Source organism: Enterobacter sp. RHBSTW-01064 (genome assembly GCF_014103035.1).
Classification (GTDB): Bacteria; Pseudomonadota; Gammaproteobacteria; order Enterobacterales; family Enterobacteriaceae; genus Enterobacter; species Enterobacter mori.
Genome location: NZ_JABXOU010000001.1, coordinates 1,140,319 through 1,153,687 on the forward strand (window position 1 = coordinate 1,140,319; position 13,369 = coordinate 1,153,687).

Below are 13,369 nucleotides of genomic sequence, written 5' to 3' on the forward strand. Positions count from 1 at the left end.
GTCCCTCTCAGACGGACAAATTATTTATTTTCATCTGCATCATTTCGCTCAGCGCAGGTGAAGCTTTGCTATCTACGCCAGCTTGCCACGCTTTACGCGCGCCCGCTTTGTCACCTTTGCTCAGCAGTGCTTCACCGCGCAAATCAGCAACGATGGCAGCAAAACCGTCGCCTTTGATGGTATCGAGCGTTTTCAGCGCGTCATCGACTTTTTTCTGCTGAACCTGGATACGTGCCAGACGCAGGTTGATCACTGCTTTCAGGTTTTCATCGCTTGCAGCAGCAAGACCCTGTGACAGTTGTGCAGCGGCTTTATCCAGTTCGTTTTTATCAACGTACTGCTGAGCCACTTCCAGCGCGGCCAGCGCGCCGTAAGTGTTTTTGTTGTCAGCCGCAAATTTCTCCGCTGCCGTCAGCGTTTGCGGCTGGTCGGCACGAATGGCGCTAACGGTGTTTTCGTAGCTTAAAGACGAACCGCGAGCGGCATCAGCCTGATGGTTGTTCCAGTAGCGCCAGCCTACCAGCGCACCTACACCCAAAATAACCCCAACAACCAATGCTTTGCCGTTTTCAGCAAAGAAGCGTTTAATCGCGTCGACCTGGTCGTGTTCGTTCTCGTACATTTCCACGCAGTCTTTCTCCTTAGCCCAATAGAGTGCGCAAGTGCGCCGCAACGCCGTCCTGCGTTATCGTTGTTTGCTCACCAGAGCGCAGGTCTTTCACTACCACTTCGCCGTTAGCCACTTCGGACTCGCCCAGCACCAGTGCAATACTTGCGCCCCACTTATCGGCACGAGCAAACTGTTTTTTGAAGTTGCCGCCGCCATGGTTGGTCATCAGCTTAACGCCCGGCAGCGCATCGCGCACGCGTTCGGCAAGCTGCATCGCCGCAGACTGCGTATCCGCACCTGAGGCCACCAGGTATATATCGACAACGGAATCTGCTTTAAATTCCGGATTAACTGCCTGAACCAGCAAAACAAGTCGCTCAAGACCCATTGCGAAGCCAACAGCAGGTGCCGCACGACCACCCAGTTGCTCAACCAGGCCATCATAACGGCCGCCCGCACATACGGTGCCCTGCGAACCAAGGCTGGTCGTTACCCACTCAAACACGGTGCGGTTGTAGTAGTCCAGACCGCGCACCAGGCGCTGGTTCACGGTATAGGCGATGCCTGCTGCTTCAAGCAGCTTGCACAGGCCCGCGAAGTGTTCGCGAGATTCTTCATCCAGGTAGTCACCCAGCGCAGGCGCATCGTTCAGCAGTGCCTGAACATCCGCGTTTTTGGAATCCAGAACGCGCAGCGGGTTGCTGTACATGCGACGTTTGCAGTCTTCGTCCAGCTTCTCTTTATGCTGTTCCAGGAACGCCACCAGCGCATCGCGGTAGTTAGCGCGAGCTTCCAGAGAACCGATAGAGTTCAGCTCAAGGGAAACGTGATCGGCGATACCGAGGGCGCGCCACCAGCGGGCGGTCAGCATAATCAGTTCAGCGTCAATGTCCGGGCCCTGCAGACCAAAGACTTCCACACCCAACTGATTAAACTGGCGATAACGACCTTTCTGCGGACGTTCGTGGCGGAACATCGGGCCGATATACCACAGGCGCTGCTCCTGATTGTACAGAAGACCATGTTCGATGCCGGCGCGTACGCAGCCCGCCGTACCTTCCGGACGCAGGGTCAGACTGTCACCGTTGCGGTCCTCAAAGGTATACATCTCTTTTTCAACCACGTCGGTGACTTCGCCGATCGCGCGTTTGAATAACGGGGTCTGCTCTACAATCGGCAAACGGATTTCGCTGTAACCGTAGCTGCCGAGCACCTGTTTCAGTGTGCCTTCAATGCGCTGCCAGATGGCGGTTTCGCCAGGCAGATAATCGTTCATGCCGCGGATGGCTTGAATGTTTTTTGCCACGTTTATTCTCTTTCTATATACAAAAAAAACCCAAAGAATGGGTTCAATCATACATGGGAAGCGGCACGCTTCCCATCACGTTATTTTTCAACCTGCTGAACGTTGATGCGCTGCGTCTCGTCCATCATTGCGGCTTTGGCACGAATGCGTGCTTCGAGCTGATCGATCATGTCACTATTATCCAGACGATCTTTACGAACGCCATCTTCATAGAGACCACTTTTCTTGTTACCGCCGGTCACGCCCAGTGTTGACACCAGCGCTTCACCCGGACCGTTCACCACGCAGCCGATGATGGAAACGTCCATCGGGGTAATGATGTCTTCCAGGCGCTGCTCCAGCGCATTCACCGTACCAATCACGTCGAACTCCTGACGTGAGCAGGTTGGGCAGGCAATGAAGTTGATCCCACGGGCGCGGATGCGCAGTGACTTCAGGATATCGAAACCGACTTTGATCTCTTCCACCGGATCGGCCGCCAGCGAGACGCGCAGCGTATCGCCGATCCCTTCAGAGAGCAGCAGGCCCAGACCGATCGCAGACTTCACAGAACCGCTGCGCAGGCCGCCCGCTTCGGTGATCCCGAGGTGCAGAGGCTGGTCAATCTGCTTTGCCAGCAGGCGATAAGACTCTACCGCAAGGAACACGTCGGACGCTTTTACGCTAACTTTGAACTGATCGAAGTTAAGACGATCCAGATGATCGACGTGACGCATAGCGGATTCGAGCAGCGCCTGCGGCGTTGGCTCACCGTATTTTTCCTGCAGGTCTTTTTCCAGAGAACCGGCATTCACACCGATACGGATAGGAATATTTTTATCGCGGGCGCAGTCCACGACCATGCGGATGCGCTCTTCGTTACCGATGTTGCCCGGGTTAATACGCAGGCAGTCGACGCCATATTCAGCGACTTTCAGTGCAATGCGGTAGTCGAAGTGAATATCAGCCACCAGCGGAACGCTGACCTGCTGCTTGATGAGTTTGAACGCTTCGGCGGCATCCATCGTTGGGACGGAGACGCGAACAATGTCCGCGCCTACGCGTTCTAATGCTTTGATCTGATTGACCGTTGCTTCCACATCCGTGGTGCGCGTATTGGTCATCGACTGGACGGCGATGGGTGCCCCGTCCCCGATTGGCACATTCCCAACGTAAATCCGTTTCGATTTTCTACGTTGAATCGGAGCCTGGTTATGCATGAAAAATCTCCCGCGTTGCCCGTCTGTTACTGTGCTGCTGATTGTTCGGCATTAACGGTAAGACGCGCAACCTGGTTAGTTCTGATAAAGCGGCTCAGGTCGACAGGTTTTCCTTGATACTGGATCTGTACCGCTGCCGGAGCGCCGATTTTAAGTTTGTAAGGTGCCTGACCCGTTAGGTTTAACGTGCCATCTTTACGCTGCAGGCCGCTGAACAGCTTTTTGCCTGTTGCGTCAGTCACTTCCAGCCAGCAATCTGCGGTGAAGTTCATCACCAGCGCGTTAGGATCGACTGCTGGTGTCGCAGTGGCTGCCGGGTCGGTAGGCAGTGGTGCCGCAGCCGTATTATCCGCTGAAGCCGTCGCCGCAGGGGCAGTGTCCACATTAGCCTGTGAAGGAGAAACAACCGCGTTCTGATCCTGCGGCTGCGTGGCTGGCGCGGCGTCAGGCGTGGTGGCCGGAGCCTGAGCGGTATCGGTCGCAGCTGTTTGCGGTTCACTGGACGGTGCCGCGCTGTCCGTGTTCAACGGCACGCTCTGCGCGTTGTCATTACCGGATTGATTAAGCTCGGCAGAAGACTGATCGGCCATCGTAGTGATCTCTTCCTGCTGCGCCTTGTGGTTTTGCCACCACCATGCGCCCGTCAGGCCAATCACCACAAACAGCACCAGCCAGGTAAAGCTCATCAGCCAGCCGTCACGTTTTTTACGGCGTTTCCCCAGGGAGAAGGTCTGCATCGGCGCAACTTTTGCTGCACGGACCGGTGCCTGCTTCTCCATCATTGGCAGTAATTCTTCTTCGGGGATATGCACCAGTTTTGCGTAAGAGCGGATATAGCCGCGCAAAAATGTTGAAGCCAGATCGGCAGGTGCCTTATCTTCTTCAATATCGCGAACCGTGGAAACCTTCAGGCACAAGCGTTCTGCAACGGCTTGCTGGCTGAGTCCGAGTTGTTCACGGGCGTTGCGAAGACGAACGCCAGTGGAGAGTGCTTCATTTTGGTCGTGAGTGGCTTCAGTATTCATTCGCTACAACTACTGGTACGTGAAAAATAAGGGTTCAGGTGCCGGTGAGTCACAATGCCACCCGCACCGCGAAACTTCTGGTCAGTTAACCTTGAACAGACAGTATAAGACTGTCAGCCGGTAGATGACAGTGCAGCTCTGCCCGCCTGGCTAAACTGTTGTTACGTCGTTACATACTGCCCGAAAGTCATATGAAACGCACCGTAATTATTAATCAAACATCACGAATCTGACTGATTATTCAGTAAGATTATGCTTCACGGCGCAGATCATGCGCCGTGACTGCATAATAATCAAACAGCTTTGACCGCGATTGTCTCACCCTGCATGCGTTTACGCAGCGTACGTTTGGTACGGTCAATCACATCACCCGCCAGCTGTCCGCATGCGGCATCGATATCATCACCACGCGTTTTACGCACGATAGTGGTGAATCCATACTCCATCAGCACTTTCGAGAAACGATCGATACGGCTGTTCGAGCTACGGCCATAAGGCGCGCCCGGGAACGGGTTCCATGGGATCAGGTTAATCTTGCACGGCGTATCTTTCAGCAATTCTGCCAGCTCATGCGCATGCTCGGTACCGTCGTTGACGTGATCAAGCATCACATACTCGATGGTGACGCGGCCCTGGTTGGCATTGGATTTCTCCAGATAGCGGCGCACGCCAGCCAGGAAGGTTTCGATATTGTACTTTTTGTTGATCGGCACAATTTCGTCACGGATCGCATCGTTTGGCGCGTGCAGGGAGATCGCCAGCGCAACGTCAATCATATCGCCCAGCTTGTCCAGCGCAGGCACTACGCCTGAAGTAGACAGCGTGACGCGGCGTTTAGACAGACCAAAACCGAAGTCGTCGAGCATGATTTCCATCGCCGGAACCACGTTGGTCAGGTTCAGCAGTGGCTCACCCATCCCCATCATCACTACGTTGGTGATTGGGCGGGTACCGGTCACTTTCGCTGCACCCACGATTTTTGCCGCACGCCACACCTGGCCGATAATTTCAGACACGCGCAGGTTACGGTTAAAGCCTTGCTGCGCGGTAGAACAGAATTTGCACTCCAGCGCACATCCTACCTGAGAAGAGACGCACAGCGTGGCGCGGTCATCTTCAGGAATATAGACAGTCTCAACGCGCTGATCGCCGACAGCAATGGCCCATTTGATGGTGCCGTCAGACGAGCGCTGCTCTTCCACCACTTCCGGTGCGCGGATTTCAGCCACTTCTTTGAGCTTGTTGCGCAGGACCTTGTTGATGTCTGTCATGTCATCAAAGTTGTCGCTGCAATAGTGGTACATCCATTTCATCACCTGGTCGGCACGAAACGGTTTCTCACCCATATCTTTGAAGAACTCGCGCATCTGCTGACGGTTCAGATCCAGCAGGTTGATTTTTCCATTTTTATTTGGAACCGCAGGAATGGCGACTTCGGAGGTATTCACTAATTCAGACATAATTTTATCCGGCCTCGTTGTTACACGTTATGGCCCGTGGAGGGTTGAAAAGAAACGCCCCGGAAAGCGGTCTGCTCGTCCGGGGCGTTGCATTGTACAAAGTCTGACGCAGGGATGCCACGTTTGCACGCGGCATTTACGAAAATATTAACGAGTGCGAGCGCACACTTCGCCTTCTGCGAAGAAGAATGCGATTTCACGCGCGGCAGATTCAACGGAATCAGAACCGTGGGTGCCGTTCTCGGTGAAGCTGTCTGCGTAATCAGCGCGCAGCGTACCCGCCAGCGCGTTGTCCGGGTTGGTTGCACCCAGCAGATCGCGGTGACGCTGAACTGCGTTTTCGCCTTCCAGTACGGATACCACGATTGGGCCGGAGGTCATGAACTCTACCAGGCCGTCAAAGAATGGGCGACCTTCGTGCTCAGCGTAGAAACCGCGAGCCTGTTCAACGGTCAGGTGCAGCATTTTGGTGCCAACGATCTTAAACCCTGCTGATTCAAAGCGAGCGAAGATGCTGCCAATAACGTTTTTTGCCACCGCGTTTGGCTTGATGATGGAAAAAGTACGTTCAATAGCCATGATAACCTCTGTCAATGTTCTGTTGTTTTGCATACCTGAGTATGGTGTGGCGCGGATTATAAAGAGCAATAGCGCCATTGCCTATGGTTCTGCATAACATTTTTTTAAAATGAGACGAAGATTAGCAACAGGTCGAATTTCGCATACCGTAATGATGGTGTAAACAGAGCGGGCAATGCTTTTCATCAGACGTAAATGACCAGAAATGACGGTGACACGTCTGGCAAACTGCCTCAAATGCTGGAGTGGCGATGCTTTTCGCTATCCCCTCCATATGCGTCACGTTTATCGCGTCATGTTGGCATACCGCTTCGCACCCTTCACAGCCGGTACAGCGCCCGGTTTCCACGACCAGTTCAGCGTTCTCAAACCGAATCGCGTTTTCCGTACAGCTTCGCCAGCACGCGCCGCACAGTACGCAGGTTTCGGCATCGAGAGTTATCTCTGCCTCGCTAAACGCAGAAAACGCCCTGCGCAGTTCATGCTGACCGGGCACGACGCTACAGGCCCGGACATCCTCACGGGGAACGTGCATCAGCGCACGCCGGGCGGTATTAATCTCGTTGACGGGTATATGTTTAAACGCCCACGCAGCTTCACCGCGTCGACGAAGCGCCAGATTCAGCCGGGCAATCGCCAGCAACCAGTCAGGATTCTGCTCCGCGTCGATACTGATAAAACGAACGCGGTGCTGCGCGTGCAACAGCAGAAGCTCATTCATCCCTGGCGCACGGTCAGTAAACGTCCCAACAAGCGTATCGCCACACAGAAAGCGTTTTCGCGGCGTGATGCCGGTGATGGCCTCAGCGGGGCAGACGAACAGGCAGTCACCGCATTCAATACAGCGGCTGTCATCAACCGAGACGCCTGAGTCGGTAAAAGAAAAAGCCTGCACAGGACAGACGTCCGCGCAGGCGAGGCAGGAAGAGTGGCGAAAACGGCGACGGACGCACGCATGCGTCACGTCCATCGCCGGGGCAAAGGTCAATCCGCCCATCAGCCAATACTGAAGAAAACGAAGCGCAGCATCAGCTCACCGACAATCAGCAATGCGCTTCCCAGCAGCATGGGAGATCGCGTCGCTTTCAGACCGCCCGCAGCAAAGCACAGCATACCCGCAACGGATACGCACCAGCTCAGCAGATGCACGGTTCGAAGTTGCTCCAGCATCTGTAGCGGTGCGTGAGGGAACGTCACTACGGTGTTGTCCAAAGCCGTAATATCTGCCAGCCAGACGGGCTGCATCACCAGACGCACAAGCACCAGCAGCGTGATAATGACAACCGCCGCACGCACGGTAGTCTGGGAACGCGTCCCAACGGCCATGCAGGCTGAACCGATAATCCCCACCGAACCGATAAACAGCACCAGAGTGTTAACGTGCTGCCATGTCACCACGGATGCATGCATGTAGATCTGCGCCATGCAGAACACATCGACTAAACCAACCAGACCTGCCACAACCAACAGCGGCTTCCAGCCTGGCTTTTTGACAAACATCAACAGCGTTGCGAGACCAAGTGCCGCAAGATAAAGACTGGCAAAAATAATCTCACGGCTCAGCCAGGAGCTGGATACGTGGCGCAGCGCATTAAGAGCATTAAGCGGATAGCCCATGTGCAGCGCGGAGGCAAGCAGCCCCAGGCTCGCCAGCACAAACGCTCCGGCTGCTGGCAGCAGCGCGCTGCATTGCGTGCTTCCGAACGCCAGCCACAGCGTAACGCCAACCGATCCTTGCAGGAACAGCGTAAAAATCAGCAGCGGTAACTCATGCATGACGGTTCCCCTCTTTCTCTGCGCCCTGATGCGCTTTGATCACCAGGTTTGGTTTGGTGATGGAGGAATCAGGCAGGCCTTTCACATCACAGACCGCACCATACTTCGCCCGCAGTTCATCAATCGGCCCGAATTTAATCGCTTCGAGTGGACAGGTTGCCACACAGACGGGCTGCTCTCCCTTCGCCTGGAGATCCACGCAGAAATCACATTTGGACATCTGCCCGGTCTGCTCGTTGAGCTGTGGCGCGCCGTAAGGGCAAGACCATGCGCAGTAGCCGCAGCCGACGCACTTATCAGTATCAACGCGCACAATGCCGTCCCCCGGACGCTTATGCATCGCGGTGGTTGGACAGTTTTTGGTGCAGATAGGGTCTGCGCAGTGGTTACAGGAAATAGAGAGCGTGTAGGCAAAAACGTTGTTGCTGACGCTGCCCTGCCCGGTCGGGATAAAACTCCCGCCGTTGACTTCATAAACGCGACGGAAACGACGTCCGACCTCAAGGTTGTTTTTATCTTTGCACGCCACCTGGCATGCCTTGCAGCCCGAGCAGCGGGAAGAGTCGATATAAAAACCCAGCTGTTTGTCGCTCACCGACGCGTAATGTTTAAACTGACTCATGCTTTAGCTACCTCCACCAGCATGGTTTGATGGGAATTCCCTTTCGCAAGCGCGGTAATACGGGCGGAACTGAGCACGTTCGCGCAGCCGCCTTTATCGATACCCTGCTCGTCCGGCTGCCACCAGGCGCCTGCCTGCATGGCCACCACGCCTGGAATGATGCGCGGCGTGACCTCCGCCGGGATCTCGCAAATGCCGCGTGCGTTATGAATACGCACGGTATCCCCCTGCGCAATGCCGCGCTTTTGCGCATCCTGCGGGTTGATCCACAGCTTTTGCTGCTGCGCCTCAATTAACCACGGGTTGGCGTACTGGGTGGAGTTAGCGCGGTTTTTCCCTTTCCAGGTGATCAGCTGGAGCGGGAAGGTTTTGACCAGCTCGTCTTCCGGCCCTTCATGGGCAGGCACGTAGTGCGACAGCGCCGGAATTTCCGGGTGATGCATGTCGTACAGACGCTTTGAGAAGATCTCAATTTTTCCGGACGGCGTCGGGAACGGATGATTCTGCGGATCGCGAATGTTGTCTTCAAAGGCAACGTACGGCGCGCTTTTGAAAAGATGCTGACGCGTCTTCTGTAGCGTCGCAAAGTCCGGCAGGTTTTCATCCGGCATGGACAGCCGCGTCTGCTCCCAGATGTGCTCAATCCACGCTTTTTCGTCACGGCCCTCGCTGAACGCTGGCTCGACGCCAAGCTTAGCAGCGACCTCCCGCAGCCAGTCGTAGTCTGAACGGCATTCAAATTCAGGCTCAATCAGCTTTTCTGACAGGATCAGATAGCTTGCCGTGCCCCAGGTTTCGCCGATATTCCAGCGTTCCATGAAGCTGGTTTCCGGCAAAAGCAGGTCGGCGTATCTGGCGCTCGGCGTCATAAACAGATCGCTTGCGACGATAAACTCGATTTTCGACTCGTCTTCCAGGACACGGGTTGCCTGATGAAGATCCGGGTTCTGGTTAGCCAGATAATTGCCCGCCAGCGAAAACAGGATGCGGATATTGCTGTCCAGCTTCTCAGCATCTTTCAGGCCATCTTCCGCGGTCACCATAGAAGCATCATCCGCGGCCTGGACCCAGTTCATGACCGAAATTTTGGCTTTGACCGGGTTGTCCGGCATCTCTGGCCCGGCCGCAAATTTGCGGTTTGCGCAACCGCCATAGCCTGCCGCCCAGCCGCCTTTCACCCCGACGTTACCCGTTAGCGTGGCCAGTATCGTCGAGCCGCGCGCGGTGCGCTCGCCGCAGTTATGACGCTGCGGTCCCCAGCCCTGGATCAGCGCGGCGGGTTTTGTGGTTGCGTAGTCGCGCGCCAGCTGACGAATAGTTTGTGCAGGCACGTGGGTGATTTTCTCTGCCCACTCGGGCGTTTTCGCCACGCCATCCTTTGCACCGCTCAGGTAAGCCATCAGGGATTCATTGGCCGGAACGCCCTCTGGCATAGCGTCTTCGTCAAAGCCCAGGGTGTAGCGCTGAATAAAGTCGCGATCGTGCAGATTCTCCATGACGATCACATACATCATCGCGTCCATCAGGGCGTTGTCCGTGGCAGGAAGCAATGGGATCCACTGATCGGCAAGGGAGGAAACCGTATCGGAATAGCGTGGGTCGACAACAATGAAGCGCGTGCCGTTTTGCTTCATCTTCTGGTAGAAGTGGTTGCTGTGCCCGAAGATGGTTTCCGTCGGGTTATGCCCCCAGAGAATGACCAGTTTGGTATCCAGCAGCGTGTCCAGAGAGCTGCCGCTGGCGGCGGTGCCATAGGTATACGGCGTTGCCGCCGCCGTGTTACCCATACTGACCGAGTGATAGCTTTCGAGATAGCCGCCGGTTAAGTTGAGCAGACGACGAACCATTTTATCACCGGAAAAGGTCCCGCCGGACACCGCGGTGCCCACATGAACATAGCGTGACGCAGCACCGTATTTTTGCGTAATAGTTTTTAATTGATTCGCAATAAGGGTAGTGGCTTCATCCCAGGTAATACGCTCAAATTTTCCTTCGCCACGTTTACCTACACGTTTCATTGGATATTTCAGTCGATCGGGGTGATAAACAAATTTCCGATAAGCCCGACCACGAACGCAGGCGCGCATCACTGGCATCTGAGGATCCAGCGCGTTATCCGGACGCGTTGAAATTCGGGTCACAACGCCATCACTGACGTGAGCACGAATATCACACTTGCCGCCGCAGTCAAACGTACTACAGGTTTGCACCACTTTTTCTTCAGGCGTAGAGTCTGATACCACCGTGCCCTGTGCCTGTACTTTGTCAGTTTTGAAGACAAACGGCAGGGCGGCGAGCGCCGAGCCTGCCTGAATAAACTGACGCCGGGATATGGCGGGAATAAGCCCCACTCCCTGATGTTTATTTTTTTTCATTGCTCGTTCCTTCAAATAAAAACGCATTCTCGTTTTTTTTCAGGAACGAATATTGATAATTATCAAGCTAACTCTTGAGGGGTAATACTTAGCGATCTAATTCAAAATTCACCGTCGCCATTTGTCCTGTTTCATCTAATACAATTAATTGATATTTACCTGGCAAATATAATTGCACTGAATAATTTTTCTGATGCCCGTCCAGCGGTTCGCCATTCAAAAACCACCATCGTTGTCCCTCCCCGCCGCTGGTTGAAACGTTGAGGGTCATATTTTTCTCACCTGGAAGACGTTTAATTACCGCCCCTTCTCTGACGCCTGACAACATCAGCGGCGCCGCATTATGGTTATCCAGCGGAGGGCAAACCGCTGAACGGGCGGGGAGACGAGCAGCCCGTTTTTCGGCAGCAGGCAGCCAGGGCTCCAGCGGCAGCGGCCAGACATCCAGGACTTTTTCAGTTGCATCAGGGCAATCTGCTGCTACACGTTTACCCGTTTTATCCAGCCAGACCGGGAAGCGAATGCCGCGTATGCCTTCCTGTTCGGGCAGGAGCAGCGTGGGCGGTTCACTCCCTTCCAGCAGCCAGGTCGAAAGACGACGTCGGCAGTTTTCACTGCCTTCTGGCAGCGACTGACCGCCCGGCCAGCAGGTGACCCCGCGCCCCACGCTTGTCGGGCGAGGGTCACGCGGCAGACGGGCTTCGTCTACCGTTGAGCGTGACTGAAGCAGGTTATTTACCTGGTTTAATAGCGGAACCGCGCTGGCAAAACCAAACTGCCCCGCCACCGGCGTACCGTCCGGCCGTCCGGTCCAGATGCCAATCACGTAACGGGCATTCAGGCCGATAGCCCAGGCATCACGGTAGCCGTAGCTGGTGCCGGTTTTCCACGCCAGCGGCGCGATTTGCGGTAACGCATTATCCGGCAGCGGCTGCGCCTCGTTCGCCAGAATACGGCGAATGATCCACGCCGAACCTTGTGACAATAGCGGACGTTCAGTCAGCGGATCGCCCGGCTGTAACCGCAGCCTTCCCGCTTTACCGTGTCGGGCAAAGGCGCTGTAGGCTGCGGCGATATCGGCCAGTCGCGCGCCTGCACCGCCGAGGATCAGGGAGAGATTCGGCTGAGCCCCCGCGGGCAAGATCAGCGGCAACCCCGCGTTACTGAGCATCCCGGCAAAACGTTTTGGCCCGTAGGCTTCCAGCACCTGTACTGCGGGCAGGTTGAGGGAGCGCACCAGCGCTTCACTCATGCTGACCGGTCCGTGAAACCCACTGTCAAAATTCCCTGGCCGATAATCACCGGTTTTTCTGGGAACGTCCTGGAGCAGAGAGGCGGGATGGATCAGGCCATCGTCCAGCGCCATACCGTAGATAAAGGGCTTTAACACCGATCCCGGGGATCGGATCGCATTGACCATATCCACATGGCTGAAACGACTGTCATCGTTAATATCCACCGATCCGACCCAGCCCCGCACCTTCATATCCGTATGATCCACGACGATCATCGCCAGCGAACTGCGCGCAGGAAGTCGGGACTTCCAGTTCATCGCCAGCTCTTCCAGCTGCCGCTGTAGTCCGGCATCCAGCGTGGTGACCATTTTAGTGTCGCGGCTTTTGCCAAGCATCATGCGTGCAAAGAGCGGTGCCAGCTGCGGCATCTGTCGGGGCGCCAGCCATACCGATTCTTCCCGCGATTCCTTGACCTGCTTCACAGACCAGACGCCCTGCGTGACCATACGGTCGAGCACTTTATTTCGCGCCGCTTCAGCCCGTTCAGGCCAGCGGTCCGGACGTAATCGACTCGGTGCCTGCGGCAGCACCGCCAGCAGCGCCGCTTCGGAATAGCTGAGCTGCGATGGTGGTTTTCCCAGATAGGTCCAGCTTGCAGCCCCTACGCCCTGCAGCGTACCGCCAAAGGGGGCGCGGTTGAGATAGAGCGTGAGAATGTCGCGCTTGGAAAGATGCCACTCCAGCTGCATCGCCCGCCAGAGCTGACGAATTTTACCGCCAAAGGTGCGCGGATGCGGATCCAGCAGGCGTGCTACCTGCATGGTGAGCGTACTGCCGCCAGAGACGACTTTGCCAGAACTGAGATCCTGCCAGGCGGCACGCAGGACAGAGAGCGGGTTTACGCCAGGATGATCCCAGAACCAGCGATCTTCGTACTGGATCAGCGCCTCAAGATAACGGGGAGAGACCTCTTCAATCGTAACCGGGTAGCGCCAGATCCCGTCGCTGTCCGCAAAGCGCCACAGCGGGGTGCCCTTCTCATCCACCACCACCCGGGCGGGGTTAACCTCTTTCAGAGGCAACGGCCACAGGCGGTCGGCGACGATAATCAGCCCCCATAAAACGAGAAGCGCTCCCGCCAGCCAAAGCCAGCGGGAGCGTGTCAGACGAGCTATCTGCATA

The 13,369-nt window shown here is 55.7% G+C and carries 11 protein-coding genes; all 11 read right to left on the reverse strand.

Features of this window, described 5'->3' with window-relative positions; all coding sequences use genetic code 11:
• Positions 1–7: 7 nt before the first annotated feature.
• Positions 8–628 carry a YfgM family protein gene (locus tag HV355_RS05265; protein WP_042718337.1) on the reverse strand — a complete coding sequence of 207 codons (621 nt, stop codon included), beginning with the start codon at positions 626–628 and terminating at the stop codon, positions 8–10.
• Positions 629–641: 13 nt separating this feature from the next.
• Complete coding sequence (gene hisS, locus HV355_RS05270) at positions 642–1,916, reverse strand: histidine--tRNA ligase (RefSeq protein ID WP_182401120.1); 1,275 nt, start codon at positions 1,914–1,916, stop codon at positions 642–644.
• An 80-nt stretch (positions 1,917–1,996) separates the two neighbouring features.
• Entirely contained in the window at positions 1,997–3,115 is a 1,119-nt protein-coding gene (ispG, locus tag HV355_RS05275) for a flavodoxin-dependent (E)-4-hydroxy-3-methylbut-2-enyl-diphosphate synthase (RefSeq protein WP_008502138.1), read from the reverse strand.
• 26 nt (positions 3,116–3,141) lie between these two features.
• A complete protein-coding gene (gene rodZ, locus HV355_RS05280) occupies positions 3,142–4,140 on the reverse strand; it encodes a cytoskeleton protein RodZ (RefSeq protein WP_126816172.1) in 999 nt (332 codons plus the stop codon).
• 293 nt (positions 4,141–4,433) lie between these two features.
• Positions 4,434–5,600 carry a bifunctional tRNA (adenosine(37)-C2)-methyltransferase TrmG/ribosomal RNA large subunit methyltransferase RlmN gene (locus HV355_RS05285; RefSeq protein WP_089597809.1) on the reverse strand — a complete coding sequence of 389 codons (1,167 nt, stop codon included), beginning with the start codon at positions 5,598–5,600 and terminating at the stop codon, positions 4,434–4,436.
• Positions 5,601–5,747: 147 nt separating this feature from the next.
• Positions 5,748–6,179 carry a nucleoside-diphosphate kinase gene (gene ndk / locus HV355_RS05290; protein ID WP_010433958.1) on the reverse strand — a complete coding sequence of 144 codons (432 nt, stop codon included), beginning with the start codon at positions 6,177–6,179 and terminating at the stop codon, positions 5,748–5,750.
• A 121-nt stretch (positions 6,180–6,300) separates the two neighbouring features.
• Positions 6,301–7,176 (reverse strand): 4Fe-4S binding protein, encoded by an 876-nt coding sequence (locus HV355_RS05295; RefSeq protein ID WP_182401122.1) that lies wholly within the window; start codon positions 7,174–7,176, stop codon positions 6,301–6,303.
• Complete coding sequence (locus HV355_RS05300) at positions 7,176–7,955, reverse strand: DmsC/YnfH family molybdoenzyme membrane anchor subunit (protein ID WP_182401124.1); 780 nt, start codon at positions 7,953–7,955, stop codon at positions 7,176–7,178. Before HV355_RS05300 ends, HV355_RS05295 begins: the two co-directional genes overlap by 1 nt.
• Positions 7,948–8,577 (reverse strand): DMSO/selenate family reductase complex B subunit, encoded by a 630-nt coding sequence (locus HV355_RS05305; RefSeq protein WP_182401126.1) that lies wholly within the window; start codon positions 8,575–8,577, stop codon positions 7,948–7,950. Before HV355_RS05305 ends, HV355_RS05300 begins: the two co-directional genes overlap by 8 nt.
• Positions 8,574–10,952 (reverse strand): DMSO/selenate family reductase complex A subunit, encoded by a 2,379-nt coding sequence (locus HV355_RS05310; protein WP_346010231.1) that lies wholly within the window; start codon positions 10,950–10,952, stop codon positions 8,574–8,576. The genes HV355_RS05305 and HV355_RS05310 overlap by 4 nt, the downstream gene beginning before the upstream one ends.
• An 88-nt stretch (positions 10,953–11,040) precedes the next feature.
• Entirely contained in the window at positions 11,041–13,368 is a 2,328-nt protein-coding gene (pbpC, locus tag HV355_RS05315) for a peptidoglycan glycosyltransferase PbpC (RefSeq protein ID WP_182401129.1), read from the reverse strand.
• Position 13,369 lies beyond the last annotated feature (1 nt).

Bases quoted from the DNA above. Each gene is read 5' to 3' on its own strand.
- pbpC (WP_182401129.1), bottom strand. From the start codon at position 13,368: ATGCAGATAGCTCGTCTGACACGCTCCCGCTGGCTTTGGCTGGCGGGA.
- HV355_RS05300 (WP_182401124.1), bottom strand. From the start codon at position 7,955: ATGCATGAGTTACCGCTGCTGATTTTTACGCTGTTCCTGCAAGGATCG.
- HV355_RS05305 (WP_182401126.1), bottom strand. From the start codon at position 8,577: ATGAGTCAGTTTAAACATTACGCGTCGGTGAGCGACAAACAGCTGGGT.
- HV355_RS05295 (WP_182401122.1), bottom strand. From the start codon at position 7,176: ATGGGCGGATTGACCTTTGCCCCGGCGATGGACGTGACGCATGCGTGC.
- ispG (WP_008502138.1), bottom strand. From the start codon at position 3,115: ATGCATAACCAGGCTCCGATTCAACGTAGAAAATCGAAACGGATTTAC.
- HV355_RS05285 (WP_089597809.1), bottom strand. From the start codon at position 5,600: ATGTCTGAATTAGTGAATACCTCCGAAGTCGCCATTCCTGCGGTTCCA.
- ndk (WP_010433958.1), bottom strand. From the start codon at position 6,179: ATGGCTATTGAACGTACTTTTTCCATCATCAAGCCAAACGCGGTGGCA.
- rodZ (WP_126816172.1), bottom strand. From the start codon at position 4,140: ATGAATACTGAAGCCACTCACGACCAAAATGAAGCACTCTCCACTGGC.
- HV355_RS05310 (WP_346010231.1), bottom strand. From the start codon at position 10,952: ATGAAAAAAAATAAACATCAGGGAGTGGGGCTTATTCCCGCCATATCC.